General features: G+C 75.4%; 14 protein-coding genes. 7 read left to right on the top strand and 7 right to left on the bottom strand.

Going from position 1 to position 16,402, the window contains the following annotated elements; genetic code table 11:
* On the top strand, positions 1–944 hold a 944-nt coding region (locus tag ACFU7Z_RS19915; protein WP_380778567.1), incomplete at its 5' end, for a sensor histidine kinase.
* Positions 941–1,621, top strand: coding sequence for a response regulator (locus tag ACFU7Z_RS19910; protein WP_380778565.1), 681 nt, complete (start codon positions 941–943; stop codon positions 1,619–1,621). The genes ACFU7Z_RS19915 and ACFU7Z_RS19910, both read left to right, overlap by 4 nt.
* Before the next feature lie 237 nt (positions 1,622–1,858).
* Here the strand turns inward: ACFU7Z_RS19910 and ACFU7Z_RS19905 are convergent, their stop codons facing one another.
* Complete coding sequence (locus ACFU7Z_RS19905; RefSeq protein ID WP_380778563.1) at positions 1,859–2,611, bottom strand: hypothetical protein; 753 nt, start codon at positions 2,609–2,611, stop codon at positions 1,859–1,861.
* 476 nt (positions 2,612–3,087) lie between these two features.
* Here ACFU7Z_RS19905 and ACFU7Z_RS19900 point away from each other — a divergent pair, with 476 nt between their 5' ends.
* The 3 genes from ACFU7Z_RS19900 (at position 3,088) to ACFU7Z_RS19890 (ending at position 5,206) form a co-directional block, all read left to right on the top strand.
* Positions 3,088–3,291, top strand: coding sequence for a hypothetical protein (locus ACFU7Z_RS19900; RefSeq protein WP_049655692.1), 204 nt, complete (start codon positions 3,088–3,090; stop codon positions 3,289–3,291).
* 52 nt (positions 3,292–3,343) lie between these two features.
* Positions 3,344–3,631 (top strand): hypothetical protein, encoded by a 288-nt coding sequence (locus tag ACFU7Z_RS19895; RefSeq protein ID WP_380778560.1) that lies wholly within the window; start codon positions 3,344–3,346, stop codon positions 3,629–3,631.
* Between the two features lie 447 nt (positions 3,632–4,078).
* Positions 4,079–5,206, top strand: coding sequence for a glycosyltransferase (locus ACFU7Z_RS19890; RefSeq protein ID WP_380778558.1), 1,128 nt, complete (start codon positions 4,079–4,081; stop codon positions 5,204–5,206).
* A gap of 629 nt (positions 5,207–5,835) precedes the next feature.
* Here ACFU7Z_RS19890 and ACFU7Z_RS19885 read toward each other — a convergent pair.
* From ACFU7Z_RS19885 to ACFU7Z_RS19870, 4 genes are all read right to left on the bottom strand, one after another.
* On the bottom strand, positions 5,836–6,897 hold the full coding sequence (locus ACFU7Z_RS19885) for a DUF2776 family protein (protein ID WP_380778556.1): 1,062 nt from the start codon (positions 6,895–6,897) through the stop codon (positions 5,836–5,838).
* 402 nt (positions 6,898–7,299) lie between these two features.
* Complete coding sequence (locus ACFU7Z_RS19880; RefSeq protein ID WP_380778554.1) at positions 7,300–7,431, bottom strand: hypothetical protein; 132 nt, start codon at positions 7,429–7,431, stop codon at positions 7,300–7,302.
* Between the two features lie 7 nt (positions 7,432–7,438).
* The gene (locus tag ACFU7Z_RS19875) at positions 7,439–8,503 is read right to left on the bottom strand and encodes a substrate-binding domain-containing protein (RefSeq protein ID WP_380778552.1); all 1,065 of its coding nucleotides are present in this window, start codon (positions 8,501–8,503) and stop codon (positions 7,439–7,441) included.
* Between the two features lie 132 nt (positions 8,504–8,635).
* On the bottom strand, positions 8,636–10,435 hold the full coding sequence (locus tag ACFU7Z_RS19870; RefSeq protein WP_049655682.1) for a beta-galactosidase family protein: 1,800 nt from the start codon (positions 10,433–10,435) through the stop codon (positions 8,636–8,638).
* A 263-nt stretch (positions 10,436–10,698) separates the two neighbouring features.
* Between ACFU7Z_RS19870 and ACFU7Z_RS19865 the strand changes: the two genes are divergently transcribed.
* A complete protein-coding gene (locus ACFU7Z_RS19865) occupies positions 10,699–11,817 on the top strand; it encodes a substrate-binding domain-containing protein (protein ID WP_380778549.1) in 1,119 nt (372 codons plus the stop codon).
* A 52-nt stretch (positions 11,818–11,869) separates the two neighbouring features.
* Here ACFU7Z_RS19865 and ACFU7Z_RS19860 read toward each other — a convergent pair whose 3' ends face one another.
* Together ACFU7Z_RS19860 and ACFU7Z_RS19855 are read right to left on the bottom strand one after the other, a co-directional pair.
* Positions 11,870–12,652 carry a sugar phosphate isomerase/epimerase gene (locus ACFU7Z_RS19860; RefSeq protein WP_074006088.1) on the bottom strand — a complete coding sequence of 261 codons (783 nt, stop codon included), beginning with the start codon at positions 12,650–12,652 and terminating at the stop codon, positions 11,870–11,872.
* 6 nt (positions 12,653–12,658) lie between these two features.
* Positions 12,659–14,626: a DUF2264 domain-containing protein gene (locus ACFU7Z_RS19855; RefSeq protein WP_380778547.1), complete on the bottom strand. Its 1,968-nt coding sequence runs from the start codon at positions 14,624–14,626 to the stop codon at positions 12,659–12,661.
* A 325-nt stretch (positions 14,627–14,951) separates the two neighbouring features.
* Between ACFU7Z_RS19855 and ACFU7Z_RS19850 the strand changes: the two genes are divergently transcribed.
* A complete protein-coding gene (locus tag ACFU7Z_RS19850) occupies positions 14,952–16,304 on the top strand; it encodes an ABC transporter substrate-binding protein (RefSeq protein ID WP_079272882.1) in 1,353 nt (450 codons plus the stop codon).
* The last annotated feature ends 98 nt before the right edge of the window (positions 16,305–16,402 follow it).

Here is a 16,402-nt window from a genome sequence, read left to right as displayed (position 1 = left end):
GGCTGCTGGGTGTTCAGCTGCCCGCCGACGCGGCGTTGCTGGTCGCCCTCGGGACGGTGACCGCGCGGGCGCCGTACCGGTCGGCGTGGGCGGCGGCTCTGGTGGCGGTGGCCGGGGCGGTGCTGGCGGCGGCGCGCTGGGCGCCCGAGGGCCGGTTCCCCGCCTCGGCCGCCGCGATGACGGCGGCGGTCGCCGCGAGCGCGCTGCTCGGGGCGAACGCCCGGATCCGGCGGGCCGCGCGGGCGGAGCGGCTGGCGCGGCTGGAACTGGACCGCGACGAGCGGGAGCGCCGGGCGGTGGAGGAGGAACGCGCCCGGATCGCGCGGGAGTTGCACGACAGCGTGACGCACGGCCTGTCAGTGGTGGTGGCGCTGGCGGACGCGCTCGGGCACGCGAGGCCGGCCGACGCCTGCGCCGTGACGGCCCGGATCGCGCAGACCGGGCGGCAGGCGCTGACCGACATGCGGCGGGCGCTGGGCCTGCTCCAGGACACCGGTCCCGACGCCGGTCCCCACACGGGGCCCGGGGACGACCGGCGGTCGCCGCCGGGGATCGGGCAGCTCAGGGCGTTGTGCGAGCAGATGGAGGCGGCGGGCCTCGTGACCCGGCTGCGGGTGGACGGCGAGGCCGCCCGGGTGCCGGCCGCGGCGCAGCTGACGGTGCACCGGCTCGTCCAGGAGTCGCTGACCAACGCGCTGCGCCACGCGCCGCAGGGGTCGCGCGCCGAGGTGCGGGTGTCCTGCGCGCCGGGGGCGGTCACGGTCGAGGTGACCGACGACGGGCGGGCCGCAGGGACCGGGCGGCCGGGATCCGCCGGGTCCGGGCGGGGTCTCACGGGGATGCGGGAGCGCGCCGCGGCCTTCGGCGGGGTGCTGGAGGCGGGCCCGCGGCCGGGCGGCGGCTGGCGGGTCTTCGTACGGCTGGATCCCGGGGGCGCGCCGTGAGCGTCCGGGTGCTGCTGGTGGACGACGAGGAGCTGCTGCGGCTGGCGTTCGGCATGATCCTGCGCGCCGAGCCGGACATGGAGCCGGTCGGGGAGGCGGCCGACGGGGCGGCGGCGGTGGAGCTGGCGCGGCGGCTGCGGCCGGACGTGGTGCTGATGGACGTGCGGATGCCGGGCACCGACGGCATCGGGGCGACCCGGCGGCTGCTGCGCGAGGTGCCCGGGACGCGGGTGCTGGTGCTCACGACCTTCGACCTGGAGGCGTACGCCGTCGAGGCGCTGCGCGCCGGGGCCTCCGGCTTCCTGCTGAAGAACAGCCGGCCGGAGGAGCTGCTGGGGGCGATCCGCGACGTGGCCCGGGGGGACGCCGTGGTCTCCCCTCGGGTGACCCGGCTGCTGCTGGACCGCTTCGCCCACCGGCTCCCCGCCGCCGGAGACGGGGGTGGGGGCGGGGGAGGGGGCGACGCGGAGCGGCTGCGCGTGCTGACCGCGCGCGAGCGGGAGGTCCTGCTGGGGGCCGCCCGCGGCCTGACCAACACGGAACTCGCCGCCGCCCTCGGCCTCGCGGAGCCCACGGTGAAGAAGCATCTCGGCCGGGTCATGGCCAAGCTGGGCCTGCGGGACCGGGTGCAGGCGGTGATCTTCGCGTACGAGTGCGGGCTGGTCGGGCCGAGGTAGGCGCGTCCGGCCGCCGGGCGGGGGCCGTCCGGCCGCCGTCCCCGCCGCCGGTCCGCCCGCCGGGTCCCCGCGCGCCGCCGCTCGGCCCGTCGGGAGCCGCTGGCGCGCCCGTGGCGAAGCAGCCCGTCCGGGCGCACGGTGTCTTCCCTGCCTTCGGCGAAGTGGTGGGTGGTCAGCGGGAGCACGGCCTGCCGACCCCTTGGATCCCGCCGACCTCTCGGGTCCTGCCGGACCCGGCTACGGCCGGTACCGGTCGGCGAGGTCGCCGTAGCCGCCCGCTGTCCAGACCGTCTTGCGGAACTCCGCGAGGCCGAGCGACCCGGCGCCCTGGCCGGCGGTGGGCGGGAAGTGCGTGGTGCCGCAACGGGCGCAGTACCAGGCCTGGTTCCAGAGCCGTTCGGCCCGGGGCCGGCCTGCCAGGTGCCGCCGCCTGGCGAGGAACAGCGCGGTCGCGCCCGCCAGCAGGGCGATCGCGACGGCCAGGATCAGACACGACCCCCAGAGCGGGACCAGCGCGTCGTTCGCGTCGGCGAGCGCGGCCGCCGTGTCCGTGGCCGGGGAAGCCGGAGCGGCCTTCGGAAGGTCGCCCGGGAGGAGGTCGGTGGGGAAGTCGTTCGGGAACCCCGGGTGCGCGGTCACCCAGTCCGGCGGCGAGAGGTCGGGCTTCCGGGCGACGGGCGCGTCGCGCGCCATGGTCCCCTGGACGAAGGTGAAGACCGCCCCGACCAGCGTCACGAAGCCCAGGGATGCCAGCGTCTGGACCGCCGTGCCGACCGCGGGCGGCGCGGGCGCCAGGGCCCGGCCGAGGGCGGAGACCTCCTCGCGGGTCTCAACGCGGCCGTCGCGGCCGGAGGAGCGCACGGTGACGTTCCGCCGCTCGCCCAGGTGGACCGCCGGCACACTGCGGACCTGGTCGGTCAGCGCGCAGCTCGGGCAGGGCGTCAGGGCACCGGGCGGCGGTGGCGCAAAGACGGCGTCGTTGATCGGCATGTACGGAAATCCCCCCAGGAGCAACGATGGTCGGGCGACCGTTCGCATCCGGGTGGACGCAGCCGCACGGCCTCCGGTTGCCGCCGCCCCGAGGAAGCCGTCGCCGAGCCGTCGGCCGTGTCACCGCGGTATGCCGCTGCCGGTGGCCGCCGCTGCGCACCACCTGCTCCGGAAGGCGGCCACGCCGCCCGACCGCCGCCCTTCGTTCAACACGATGGGCACGGGCGGGCAGAGACGCCTTGGAGAGTCTCCGGCGGGCGACGGGCCATCGTCGCCTACCGCGGCCGCGTCCACCCGGCCGTCGACCGGGACTCCGCCGACGCGATCGACGAGGCCGTCGCCGACCCCGGTCGGGCGCGTAGTAGGCCACCCGTACGATCCGGACGGTCTCGCCGGCGGTGTCGTCCGACAGGCGGTCATGACCGTTTGACGGGCGATATTGACCGGTGCAGTCGAACTGTCGGTACGGTCAGCTCATGGAAGAGCTGCCCGAGGGCGTGGACCGCGACATCCTGGACCGCCGGATAGGCCGTGCGATCAGGGCGATCCGGGACGCGTCCGGCTGCACGCTCCATGAAGCACTCGACGTATTCACACAGCGGTACGAGGAGCTCCGCCGTGATCGGCCCGGTGACTTCCGGCTGAGCCGCGAGGAGTACAGCCGGGACGTCTACACCTGATCTGAGCGAACCCGCCGGGCAGTCGGTCGAGGTCGCCTGTCAACGGACACGGGTGACCGAGCAGACCGACCGGGAGACCACCCGCGGGAGCCGGCGCGCCGTCGACGCGGTGACGGCACCGCTGGCGTGCGAGCGGCCCGGTGATGAGGCGTTCGCCCTGCCGGCCGCCGAGGAGGAGGCCGCGGCCGAAGGCCGGATCGGTGCCGTCCGGCGGACGCGTACCGGCCCGCACGAAGCCGTCGGCCCGCTGATGGAGACCGTCCAGGTGCCACCGTCCACGGGAGCACCGCCCTTGGCATCGACGGTGCGGTCAGCCGCGGCGCCGACGGCGCATCCGTGACCCTGCTGCCCGGCCTGCGCTCACAGCAGGAGCTGCTCCTGGACGCCTGGGAGCTCGCGCGGGACGCGGTCGATCGCCTCGCCCTTCAACCCATCGAGCGCTGAACCACGGGCCCACCCGGCCGCTCATGAGAGTGGGCCCAAGACGCATCAACTCACGGGAGGATGCCCCGCGCGCCCAGCGGACCGCTCGGCTGCTCCGTTCCGGTGTGTTTTGAAAGATCCTGTCGATTGATCATGCGTTGAGCAGGGGACTTGCAGGATCTGGGACTTGAGATCCTGGTTGTCTGGCCTGTGGTTCTGCTGCCGTGATTGATCGTTCATGGGCTGTGGCCTGAGGGCTTGCAGAATCTGGGACCGATGTTCGGGTCGGTCGGGAGAACCTGTGGGTGGTCAGGGGAGCAGGGGCTGGCCGTTCTGCCCGCGGACGGCTCGGTAGCCTCGCCCGATGCGCATCCTGTTCACGTTCATCGGTGGCAGCGGCCACTTCCGCCCCCTCATCCCGGTGGCCCGCGCGGCGCAGGCCGCCGGGCACACCGTCGCGGTCGCGGGCAGCGGCGGCAGAACGGCCGAGATCACGGCGGCCGGGTTCACCGCCTTCGCCACCAGCGAGCCGCGGGTGAGTACGGCGGGTTCCGCGGGCGCGGCGGCCGTGCCCGTCGACGTACCCGATCCGGCGGCTGACCTGCGGCAGCTCGCCGAGGGCTTCGCCCGGCGCGGCGGGAGACGGCAGGCTGCTGCGGTGCTGGACATCGCCCGCGATTGGAAGCCCGATGTCCTGGTGCGCGACGAGGTCGACTTCGGCAGCTCGATCGCGGCCGAGGTGCTCGGGATACCCTGTGCGACCGTCATCGTGCTGGCCGCCGGGGGCTTCCTGCGCAAGGAGGTCGTCGCGGGGCCGCTGCACGAGCTGCGCTCCGAGTACGGCCTGCCGGCCGACCCCGGGCTCGCGATGCTGGACCGGGACGTGGTCCTGTCGCCGTCCCCGCACGCCTTCCGGGACCCGCGCTTCCCGTTGCCCGCCCACGCGTTCGCGTTCCGGCCGGGCCCGGCCGTACCCGCAGCCCCCGTGCGGGACACCCCCACCGTGTACTTCACGCTCGGCACCGTCTACACCAGCACCGAGCTGTTCGCCCGGGTCCTGACCGGGCTCCAGGGACTCGCGGCGAACGTGGTCACGACGGTCGGCTCCCAGGTCGACCCCACACTGTTCGGGCCAATGCCGCCGAACGTCCGGATCGAGCGCTTCGTCCCGCAGGATCAACTGCTGTCGCAGTGCAGCCTGGTGGTCTCGCACGGCGGCTCCGGCAGCCTGCTCGGCACGCTCGCCCACGGCCTGCCCTCGGTGCTGTTGCCGCTCGGCGCGGACCAGCCGTACAACGCGCGGCGGTGCGTCGAACTCGGTACCGCCCGGGTGCTGGACCCGGTCACCGTGACCCCGGACGAGGTGCGCGAGACGGTGTCGGCGGTACTGGCCGACGAAGGCTACCGCCATGCCGCCGAGCGGCTTCAGCGCGAGACCAACGCCCTGCCCGGACCGGAGCAGACCGTTCCCCTGCTCGAAGCACTCCGCTGAGCATCCCGCGTCCCCGTATCGGCCCCGCTCGCTGACGGCCCCGCACGTCGTGGCGGTTGGAAGGTACGGCCGGGCTGGACGCGGCTGCCGCCGAGCTCGGCCTGCCCCGCCGCCCGGAGCCGGGACGTGCGCGGGTCCGCTGGCTGCACCGTCCGGGCCGGGCTGTGGTGGTGCTCGCTGCCCGGGGTGTTCGCCGCTGTCCCGTCCGGGTCTGTCCCCGCGTTGCCGGCCGGGTCCCGGGCGGCGGGCCCGATGATCCCGGTCGCAGTGGTTGGACCCTTTCTCATCCCCGGACCACCTCGGCGGCGGCCGCGCGTTTCCTCTGGACAGAAGGATCCGTACCGCACTGCCGCACCGCGGTCCCGACCCGCGATCCGACCCGGTGGCCCGGGACGCCCCGGCGGCTGCGCGCGGTCGGCCGGCGCTCTGTGGGGTGGCCGTTCTGGTTCTGTTTCGGAGCGGAGCGGCTCCTGGTGGCCGAGGCCGATCTCGGCGGTGCTCCCGTCGGTGAGTCGCAGGGTCTCCTTGTGTCTGCGCGGCACGTTGAGGTGCCCTTCCCGCTCGCGGTACTGGGTGGCTGCGGCGAGGTTTCGGGCCTCTTTCTCCGCGTGTGCCACCTTCGCGGTCGGTCAGTTCCGGTCGGCGACGCCGGCCTCCAGGACGGAGACCACGGCGAACAGCGAGAAGCAGACGGCGCCGAGGCCGACCAGGACCCGGGCCGCGACCGTCACGTCCGGGTCGGCCGACTCGAACAGGAACGCCGACATGAACAGGCACAGCAGTGTGGTGCCGACCGGGACCAGCGGGGCGCGGCCGGCCGGCGGCGCGGCACGGCGCCAGCCGAGGGCGAGCAGCAGCACCGCGCTCAGCACCGTCCAGCACAGCAGGCCCAGCCCGATCTGCACGTACCCGGTGGCCAGTTGACCGGGCCGGGGGTCCAGGGCGACGACGACCAGGCCCCCGGTGATGTCCATGGCGCCGAGCACGGCGGCAGGGACGAGCCACCAGACCCGCTCCCGCCGGGTGTACGTGTTCCGGGTCTGCCGCAGCAGGGTGATCACCAGCCCGGTCAGGGCGGTGCAGACGATCGCCTGGTCGACCACCACGTGCCCGGCCGTGAAGCGCCCGTCCGAGTCCCCGCCGCCCCCGTTGGCCAGCATGACGGTCGCCCACGCCCAGGCGGCGGCGGCCGCAAGGACCGGGACCGCCACCAGCGCCCGGGCCGCGGACCGGCCGAACGGCGCGGGCGAGCGCGGCGGGGAACCCTCCGGCAGGACGGCGTTCTGCCCGATCAGCGTGAAGCGGGTGGCGACCGCGGCCACCGACGAGACGCACACACAGACCAGGCCGATGCCGAGGACCACGCTGCCGGCCACGAAGTCGGCCACCGGCCGGTGGCTCTCCGCCAGCAGGCCCAGCCCGTAGCCGACGGCGGCACCGGACACCGCGAAGCCGAACGCCGGGTAGCCGATCCGGTCCAACGCGCCGAAACGGCCGATCAGTTGCCGCACGACGGTCGCCGCGACGGCGAACAGGCAGAGACAGACGGCGGCCAGGAAGACCAGCGTCAGGCCCGCGACCCGGGCGCTCGGCCCGGTGGAGTGCGCGAGGACGTAGCCGCCGAGCGCGGCCGACACCGCGCCCATGAGCAGCGGAACCGCCCGGAGCAGCACGCTCATTCCGTGGTTCACCAGGTCTCCTCGTTCCCTCGCGCTCGCCGGTCCCGGGCGGCAGTCAGTGTTCAGCCCACCGGCTCTCCGGCCGGCACCCCGGCGGCGGGTGTCCACGGATTTCGTCCGATCGGCTCACGGCTGCTCCGTCCCGACTGGATCCCAGCTCACGTGTCCCGCACCCTTCTCGCCGCCGGCCCCGGGAATCCCGGACCGGCTGGCTCTTCCAGCTCGGGGGAGCGTACGGCGGGACAGTGACAGCCCGTACCGGCGAGCACTTCACCGCGCTGGTCAGGATCACTTGGCAATCGGTCAGGATCGCGTGTCAGAGGACATCGGGCTCAGCCCCGCGCTCGACCCGAGGCCCTGACCGGGTACCCGCCGGTGGCCCTGATCGTCACCGGCGCCGGAGCGATGTCCCGGTCAGTCTTCCAGGTCCGACCAGATGTTGAGACTGCCGTCCTCGACGACCCACTCGTGGTAGCCGAGCCTGCGGCCGATCTCCTCGAACCGGCTCAGCCGCGCCGGGCCAATGGGGATGAAGTACCCCTTCATCGCCCGCTCAGGCTCCGGAGGACTCGCGCACCGTCAGGTCCGGCAGGAGGTCCAGGTGGTGCACCGGCAGGGCGGGGCCGGTGGCGGCCAGCCGGCGGACCAGGAGGTCCACCGCGGCGGCGCCTACGGCGCGCTTGGGCGGGGCCACGGCGGTCAGCGGCGGGGCGCCGAGGGCGGCGAACACGTCGTCGTAGGCGACCAGGGCGAGGTCCTCGGGGATCCGTACGCCGCGGGTGCGCAGCAGGGGCAGCAGTTGCAGGGCGTCCTGGTCGTTGTGCACGAGGGCGGCGCGGACCCCGTCGGCGACCGCCTCGGCGAGCCGGGCGGCGACGGCGTCGACGCCGGCGGCCGGGGTGCGGACGTCGATGACGGGTTCGGCGGGCAGGTCGAGGGTGCGGCAGGCGTCGGTGTAGCCCAGGCGGACCTGGTAGGCCGTCCAGGTGTCGGTGCGGGCCGCCAGGGCCACCCGGCGGTGGCCGAGGGAGGTGAGGTGGCGCAAGGCGAGCAGGACGCCGTGGCGGTGGTCGGAGCCGACCGCGTCGAGGGCCGCGGCGGGGCTGCCGGGGGCCGGGCGTCGTTCCAGCAGGACGGCGGGGACGGGGAGTTCGGCCGCCCAGGCGTGGTCCTCGGGGCGGTCGGCGGCGGTCCAGTTCGGGGCGAGCAGAAGGCCCTGGGCGCCGGAGGCGAGGAGCTGGTCGACCTGGACGCGGTCGGCGCTGGCCTCGTAGGAGGAGATGCCGAGGACCAGGTGCGCGCCGGCCTCGGCAGCGGCGGTGCGCGCGCCGGCGATGACCTCGTCGAAGTACTGCACCACGGCGGGGACGAGCAGGCCCAGGGTGGGGGCCTCGACGGGCCGGGGCGGCACGGGGGCGGGGGCGTCCGCGGGGCCGCCGAAGGAGACGGAGCCGTGGGTGCGGCGGAGCAGGCCCGCGTCGGCGAGGCCCGCGACGTCCCGGCGGACGGTGACGGCGGGCAGGCCGAGCCGCTCGGCGAGGTCCACCACCCGGACGGTGCCCAGGCCGCGCACCGTGTCGAGGATGCGGGCGCGGCGATCGTCCGCCGGGATCGGCATGGCACTCCCTGTCGGTGGGCCGGTCTGTCGAGGTGGACAGGAACCTACCATTCGGTCACCGGGCGGACGGCCGGTGCGGGTTCCCCGCGGGCCCGGGCCGGGGGCCGGCGCGCGCCCGCGGGGCGGGAGGGGTCAGGAGCCGTAGCGCTCCTCGGGGACGGCGGGGCCGAGGTCGGGGCCCTCGACCAGTTCGACGCGGTCGCCCGGGCGGTGGAGTTCGAGGACCAGCAGCTCGTTGGCGCCGGCCCGCCAGAGCGGCGCGGGGGCGTAGAGGGTGCGCTGCGGGCCGCGGTCCCAGTAGCGGCCGAGCGCGAAGCCGTTCAGCCAGACCATGCCCTTGGTGAAGCCGGGCAGGGCGAGGAAGCCGTCGGCGGGGGTGTCGACGGTCAGTTCGGCGCGGTGGAAGCCGGGGCCGTCGGCGGTGGAGGGCGCGCCGAGGGCGAGGGCCGTCAGGTCGTCGAGGGGCAGCGGGCGTATCTCCCAGCCGAACTGGTACTGCCGGTCGACCCGGACACCGCCGGTGATGCCCTTGGGGTCGTGCAGCAGCGGGCCGTAGTTGATCCGGCCGAGGTTCTCGACGAGCAGTTCCAGGACGGCGCCGCCCTCGGGCACCCGCAGCGGCAGGGCCTGTTCGGGGTGGTTGCGGTCGAGGACGCCGAGGGGTTCGCCGTCGAGGAAGACCTGGGCGCGGTCGGCGAGGCCGTCCACCCGCAGTTCACCGTGGGCGAGCGGGCCGCGCAGGCGGGTGCGGTAGTGGATGAGGCCGAGGTTCTGGCCGAGCCGCTCCATCGGGAGGGGCTCGGGGAGGCGGTGCGCGGTGGAGAGTTCGCCGAGGGCGCCGCCGGCGCCGAGCAGCGGGCGGCCGGCGGTGACGGGGGCGCTGCGGGGGGCGAGGCGGGCGGGCAGCGGCGGCAGCGGGTGGGGGTTGGGGCCGAGGTGGCGTTCGATCACCGCGCGGAAGAGGTGGAACTTCTCGGTGAGTTCGCCGGCTTCGCCGACCGGGGCGTCGTAGTCGTAGCTGGTGACGTCCGGCTGGTAGCTCGTGCCGTCGTGGTTGGCGCCGTTCCACCAGCCGAAGTTGGTGCCGCCGTGGCCCATGTACATGTTGACGGAGGCGCCGGCGGCGAGCTGGGCGTCGAGGACCTCGGCGGCGTCCTCGGCGTCGCGCACGTGGTGCGGTGCGCCCCAGTGGTCGAACCAGCCGCACCAGTACTCCATGGTGACCAGCGGGCCGACCGGCTGGTGGCGGCGCAGGCAGGCGAGGGACTCCTCGGGGCGGGAGCCGAAGGTGCCGGTGGTGAGGAGTCCGGGCACCCGGCCGCCGAGCTGGAAGCCGTCCTCGGCACCGTCGGCGGTGAACAGCAGGACGTCGACGCCGCGGGCGACCAGGGCGTCCCTCAGATGTTCGAGGTAGGCGGTGTCGTTGCCGTAGCTGCCGTACTCGTTCTCCACGGCGACGGCGACCACCGGGCCGCCGTGGGAGGAGAGCAGCGGGAGCAGTACGGGCACCAGGTGGTCGAACCAGGCGTCCACGGCGGCGAGGAAGGGCGGGTCGAGGCGGCGCAGCCGCATCGCGGGGTCGGCGAGCAGCCAGCCGGGCAGACCGCCGAACTCCCATTCGGCGCAGATGTAGGGGCCCGGGCGGACGATGACGTCGAGGCCGAGGTCGCCGGCGGCGCGGACGAAGGCGGCGAGGTCGCGGTCGCCGGTGAAGTCGGCGCGGCCGGGGGTGGGCTGGTGGAAGTTCCAGGCGACGTAGGTCTCGACGGTGTTGACGCCCATGGCGCGCAGCCGGGTGAGGCGGTCGGTCCACTGTTGGGGGCGGATGCGGAAGTAGTGGACGGCGGCGGAGACGATCCGGTGCGGACGTCCGCCGCGCAGGAAGGTGTCGCCGTCGGTGGTGAGGGCGGGGTGGGGGGCCTGGTCGGCCATCGGGTCCTCCGCGGGAGGGGAGCGGGAGTGAGGGGGGTGTGGGGACCTCGGTGGGTCCGGGCGCACGGCTGCGCGGGTGGCCGCGGGCGGATCGGCGGCGGCCACCGTGGTCACCCTAGGAGTTCGGTGATCGCACGGTCAATCGATCGGCGATCATCGGCTTTATTGATCAATTTCCGATCGAACGATACTCTTCGATCGGAATATCATCGGCTGACCGCTTCCGGACGACGCGTCGGCCGGCACGACGGATGGAGGCCGGAATGGCCATCTCGGGGGAAGAGCGCCGCAGGCTGATCGTGTCGGCCGTCGGCGAGCTCGGCGGGCGGGTCCGCCTCACGGAGCTGGCCGACCGGCTGGGCATCCCGGCCGTGACGGTCCGCCGGGACGTCGCCGCGCTCGCCGACGCCGGCCGGCTCTCCCGCTCGCACGGCTTCGTCTCCCTGGAACGCCCGGACGACGGCGCCGGGCCGCCGCTCGCCCCCGGCCCCGGGCAGGGCCGTGCCCTCGGCCTGCTGGTGCCCTCGGTCGGCTCCTACTTCGACGAGGTGATCGCCGGGGCCCGGGCCGCCGCCGCGGCCGCCGGGGCCCGGCTGGTCCTGGGCATCGCCCCGTACGGGGCGGGCGGCGACCGGCTACAGGCCGAACGCCTGCTGGAGTCCGGAGCCGAGGGCCTGCTGCTGGCCCCGGGGCTGGTCCCGGGCCGGACGGCCGAGGACTACGCCTGGCTGGACGCCCTGCCGGTGCCCGCCGTGCTGGTGGAGCGCCGTTCCCCCACCCCGGACGGCCCCGGGGCTGGACTGGACACCGTGGCCTCCGACCACCGGCACGGGGTCCTGAGCGCCCTGCGCCACCTGGCCGGGCTCGGCCACGGGAGCGTGCTGCTGGCCGCCCGCGGCGACTCCTGGACGGCCGCCGAGGTGCGGGCCGGGTACCGGGAGGGCACCCGGCTGCTCGGACTGCCCGACCTGCCGGCGCTGGACATGCTCGGGCCGGGCAACCTGCCGGCCGATCCCGAGCCGCTGGTGGCACGGATCGCCGAGGCCGCGCGGTCCGGGACCCGGGCGCTGCTCGTCCACAACGACCAGGACGCGCTGCGGCTGGCGCCGCTGCTGCGCGCGCACGGCCTGGCGGTGCCCGCGGACGTGGCACTGGTCGCCTACGACGACGTCTTCGCCGCGCTCGCCGCGCCCCCGCTGACCGCCGTCGCCCCGCCCAAGCACGCGGTGGGCGCGGCGGCCGTCGACCTGCTGCTGCGCCGCCTGGCGGCGGGCGCCGAGCTGCCGGTGCACCGCACGGCGCTGCTCCCGGTCCTGCGCGTGCGCGCTTCCTGCGGGGCCGAGCGGACGGCCCCGCGGACGGGCGCCGCGACCCTGGGGTGAGGGGCGCGGCGCCGCCTCGGCCGGACAGGGCCTGAGGAACCCGTGTGCGCCCTCAGCCCGGCAGCAGCGCGGACAGGTGGCGCGCCCCGCTGCCCAGCCGCGGTGCCAGGGGCGCGGCGCGTGGGTGCCAGGGGGCCTCGTACTCCCAGGCCGCCCAGGTGCCGGGCGGCAGCAGGTGCAGGCAGTCGGCGATCGGCAGCACTCCGGTGCCGAGCGGCAGCGGGGTGAGGTCGTCCGCCGAGGCGACGTCCTTGACCTGCGCGTAGCCGAGGTGGGGGCCGAGCGCGCGGTGGGTCCGTGCCGGGGTCTCGCCGGCCAGCCAGGTGTGCAGCAGGTCCCAGAGCGCTCCGACCGCGGGGTGGTCCACCCGGTTCAGCAGGGGTGCCAGGGCTGCCCCGGCGCGGTGGGAGTCGTGGGTCTCGACGAGGATCCGCACGCCGAGGGCCGCCGCCCGCGGGGCCGCCGCGCGCAGGCGGCGGACCGCGCGCTCGTCGGCCTCGGCCGCCGGGCCGGGGCCGCCGTGCGGGAAGACCCGCAGGTGGCGGCAGCCGAGGTCGGCGGCCAGCCGCAGGTGGGCGGTCAGCGCGGCGAGCACCGGCGCGTCCGGTCCGGGCGCGGCGACGCCGACGTAGGAGGCGAGGGTCAGAGGGAGGACCCCGGCGGTGGACAGCAGGCGGGCGGCGCGGCGGCGTTCGTCCGCGTCCAGCCCGAGGCGGACCGGCTGGTCGTCGGCGCAGCGCAGTTCGAGGCCGTGCCAGCCGTGTTCGGCGGCGAGGGCGGCGGCCCGGTCGAGCGGCGTCCCGGGCAGGCCGAGGGTGGCGAGGGCGAGGGGCACGGCGGTTCAGTCCCCTTCGGCGGGGTGGACGGTGACGGCGGCGGGTGCCAGGCGGATCCGCAGGCCCGGTGCGCCGGCGAGGCGGACGGTCAGCAGGACGGCCTCCGGGTCCTGCCCGTCCGGCCGGGCCGTCAGCTGGACGGTGTCCGCGAGCGCCGGTGGCCGCGCGACGGCGGTGAGCCGGGCGGCGCAGGCGAACAGGGCCGGGCCGTCGGCGGGAAGCTCGCCGGTGAGCACCGGCAGGGCGGCCTCGGGGCCGAACGCGGTACCGCCGGGGACGTGCTCGGCGCCGGCGGTGGTGAAGCCGCGCAGGGCGTGCAGCTCCGAGGCGAGCCCGCCGTCGGCCCGCACACCGGCACCGGCGCGCTGCCCGCCGTCGGCTCGCACTCCGGCACCGGCACGCTGCCCGGCGCCCCGGCCCGCGACGGCCCAGCCGGTCTGGGTGACCGGGGTGCCGGCCGGCCCGCCGGTGACCAGGTGGGCCCGGAACTCCTCGGCGCCGTGGGCCAGGGTGAGCGAGGTGACGGTGACGCCGGGCAGTTCACGGCCGCCGACGCGCGGGTGCCAGCGGGAGGCGGCCCAGCCGGGCCCGGTGCCGAGCGGGTGGACGCGGCCGCGTTCGGTGGGTCCGGCGTCGGTCAGCAGGGCGAGGTGGTTGTCGGCGGGGCCCTCGAAGGCCGGCCCGGTGGCGGTGGAGTGGGCGAGCCGCGCGTAGTACGGGTCGTCCGGGCCCACGGCGTCGGCGGGCTGGTCGTCGCTGCCGTGGTTGTGCAGCCGGACCAGGCCGTCGGCGGCGGTGGACTGCACCAGCCAGCCGGGCCCGTGCAGGGCGAGGACGGTGTCGCGCTCCTCGACGGGTGCGAGTCCCTCCGGCGCGGTCCACACCGGGTGGCCGGGCGGGAGCAGCAGGCCGAGGAAGGCGCTGCCGGCCCAGTACGGGGAGGCGGGGCCGGAGTAGACCTGGACGAGCCGGAGGTCGGGTCCGTGCCAGCCGAGGGTGAGCAGGCCCCGGTCGTCGACGGCGCCGCGGTCGAGGAAGTGGCGCAGGGCGCCGGAGGCGAGGCGGCGGGTGGTGCCGGGGGCGAGCGGGGTGTGGCCGGTCAGAGCCCCGGCCCAGAGCGGGGCGGTGGCGGCGAAGCGGTAGGTGAGCGAGCGGCCCTGGTGGACGGGCGCGCCGTCGGCCCCGAAGGTGTGGGCGTAGCCGGCCAGGTGGGCGGCGAGGCGCTCGCCGTACACGGCGCCCAGGGCCCGGTCGCCGGCGAGGTGGGCGTGCAGGACGGGGTACAGGTGCAGGGCCCAGCCGTTGTAGTGGTCGAAGGCGCGGGGGCGGCCGTCGGTGTACCAGCCGTCGCCGAGGTACCAGCGGTCGATGTGCTCCAGCCCGCGGCGGACGGCGGCGCGGGCCTCGGGTTCGGCGATGCCGGCCTCGGCGAGGAAGCCGCCGACGGACAGCGGGAAGAGCTGCCAGTTGTTGTCGTTGGGCACGCGGTGCAGGGCGTCGGCGAGCCAGCGGCCGACCCGGTCGCGGACGGGCCCGGACAGCCGGTCCCAGAGCCAGGGGCGGGTCAGGCGCAGGGCGAAGGCGATGGAGGCGGCCTCGACCATGGCCTGGCCCCGGTCGGTGATCAGCGGCCAGGACTCGCGGTCGCCGTCGGCGAGGTCGCGCTCGCCGGTGGGGGTGCGGGTGCCGGCGTCGAGTCCGGCGGCGTAGTGCGCCAGCAGGCCGTGCGGATCGGTGCCGCCCGCGCCGGCCACCCGCAGGGCGGCGGGCAGGAAGGTGCGGGCGAAGCCCTCCAGGGCGTCGGAGCGGCGCCCGGAGCGGCTCGGGCGGGGGCCGGGCAGGTCGATCAGCGCCCCGGCGGGACTGGCGTGGGGGAGGACCGCGGTCAGCAGGCCGTCGGCCACCGCCTCCCAGTGCTCCCTGGTCCAGCCGGTGTGCGGGCTGAGGTCGCGGTCCTCCGGGGGCAGGCGCATGAGGTCCTCCGTGATCGGGTGGTGGGCCGGAATCTAGGTAGTGCCTGATCGTTCGTCAAGCTGGAGCGATCAAATGAGCGGCTTGATCGGATTGTGATGTTGTCGCCGCGGCAGCGTATTGCCCCGATTTTCCGGCATTCCAGTGATCGCGAGGGCGGCTTCGGAAGCCCGGCAGGTCGATCATGTCAGATCATTTGATCCAAATCTCTTGACTCCGATCGCCTATCTGCTCAGGATGACAGCCAATCGCCCCCACCCTCTGCGGGTCCCGGCCGGAGCCGACCGTTTCCGGGCCCTGTGCACCCTCGTCCTAAGGAGCCCACCGATGCGCTCGACCCCCCTCTCCCGGCGCAGAGCCCTCCGCACCGCCGCCGCGGCCACCTCGGCCGCGCTCTGCGTCACCCTGCTCGCCGCCTGCGGCAGCAGCGGCGACGGGGCGGCGGCCACCGCCGCGGACGACGGCAAGCCGGTCAGCCTGACCTTCTGGGGCTGGGCGAAGGGCACCAAGGACGTGGTCGCCGCGTTCAACGCGAGCCACCCGAACATCCAGGTCGTCTTCGAGGAGATCCCGGCCGGCGCGGCCGGCGGCTACGCCAAGCTCTCCAACGCGGTGAAGGCCGGCAACGCCCCCGACGTCTTCAACGTCGAGTACCCGCAGCTGCCGGACTTCGTCAGCCAGGGCGCCGTCCAGGACATCAGCAAGCTGGTCGACGGCGACCTCAAGGCCAAGTACCTGCCGCAGGCCGTCGAACTCACCTCGCTCGGCGGCCGCACCTGGGCCCTGCCGCTGGACGCCTCCCCCCAGGTCTTCTACTACCGCAAGGACCTCTTCGCCAAGGCCGGCATCACCGTCCCCAAGACCTGGGACGAGTTCCGCACCGCGGCGCAGCAGCTGAAGGCCGCCCAGCCCGACACCCGCATCGCCACCTTCTTCCCCGACGACCCGACCACCTTCGAGGCGATGGCCTGGCAGAACGGCGCCCACTGGTTCGCCGCCGCCGACGAGGCCTGGAAGGCCGACCTGACCGGGCCGGAGACCCGCAAGGTCGCCGACTACTGGCAGAAGCTGGCCGACGAGGACCTCGTGCGCGTCATGCCGTCCTTCAGCCAGCAGTGGACCGCCTCCCTGCAAAAGGGCGAGACGGCCGGCTACCTCGGCGCCACCTGGGGCGGCGGCGTCCTGAAGGCCAACCTCGGCACCGCCCCCGAGGTCAACGGCACCTGGGCGGCCGCGCCGATGCCCAGCTGGGACGGCAGCCCCGCCAGCGGCATGCTCGGCGGCACCACCTTCGCCGTGTCCAAGGACAGCAAGAAGGCCAAGGCCGCCGTCGAGTTCGCCACCTGGGCGACCACCACCGCGGACGGCTTCAAGGCCCGGATCTCCTCCGGCACCTCCTCCGCCTACCCGGCCGCCACCGAGCTCGTGCCGGCCGCCAAGCAGGCCTTCAACACCGACTTCTACGGCGGCCAGGACCTCTACGCCCTCTACGCGGACGCCGCCAAGTCCGTCAAGCCGGGCTGGACCTGGGGCCCGGCGATGGGCGTCACCAACGGCTCGCTGAAGGACTCCTTCGGCAAGGTCGCCGGCCGGACCGGCACCATCGACGAGTCGCTCACCGCCGCGCAGCAGGCCACCCTCGCCGAGTTCAAGAACCGCGGACTGAAGGTCGCCCAGTGACCACCGGCACCCTCCAAGGTCGGCTGGAACGCCTCCGACACCCGGGAGCTGTCCTTCTCCGACGTCCGGGTGCCGGTGGAGAACCTGCTGGGGGAGGA

The organism is Kitasatospora sp. NPDC057518 (assembly GCF_042802075.1).
GTDB lineage: Bacteria > Actinomycetota > Actinomycetes > Streptomycetales > Streptomycetaceae > Kitasatospora.
Note: the sequence above shows the minus strand (reverse complement) of the source record. Positions and strands in the feature narration are given on the sequence as shown.

Coding starts and splice junctions, on each gene's coding strand:
- ACFU7Z_RS19905 (WP_380778563.1), bottom strand. CDS start 2,611: ATGCCGATCAACGACGCCGTCTTTGCGCCACCGCCGCCCGGTGCCCTG.
- ACFU7Z_RS19900 (WP_049655692.1), top strand. CDS start 3,088: ATGGAAGAGCTGCCCGAGGGCGTGGACCGCGACATCCTGGACCGCCGG.
- ACFU7Z_RS19890 (WP_380778558.1), top strand. CDS start 4,079: ATGCGCATCCTGTTCACGTTCATCGGTGGCAGCGGCCACTTCCGCCCC.
- ACFU7Z_RS19880 (WP_380778554.1), bottom strand. CDS start 7,431: ATGAAGGGGTACTTCATCCCCATTGGCCCGGCGCGGCTGAGCCGGTTC.
- ACFU7Z_RS19875 (WP_380778552.1), bottom strand. CDS start 8,503: ATGCCGATCCCGGCGGACGATCGCCGCGCCCGCATCCTCGACACGGTG.
- ACFU7Z_RS19870 (WP_049655682.1), bottom strand. CDS start 10,435: ATGGCCGACCAGGCCCCCCACCCCGCCCTCACCACCGACGGCGACACC.
- ACFU7Z_RS19865 (WP_380778549.1), top strand. CDS start 10,699: ATGGCCATCTCGGGGGAAGAGCGCCGCAGGCTGATCGTGTCGGCCGTC.
- ACFU7Z_RS19855 (WP_380778547.1), bottom strand. CDS start 14,626: ATGCGCCTGCCCCCGGAGGACCGCGACCTCAGCCCGCACACCGGCTGG.
- ACFU7Z_RS19850 (WP_079272882.1), top strand. CDS start 14,952: ATGCGCTCGACCCCCCTCTCCCGGCGCAGAGCCCTCCGCACCGCCGCC.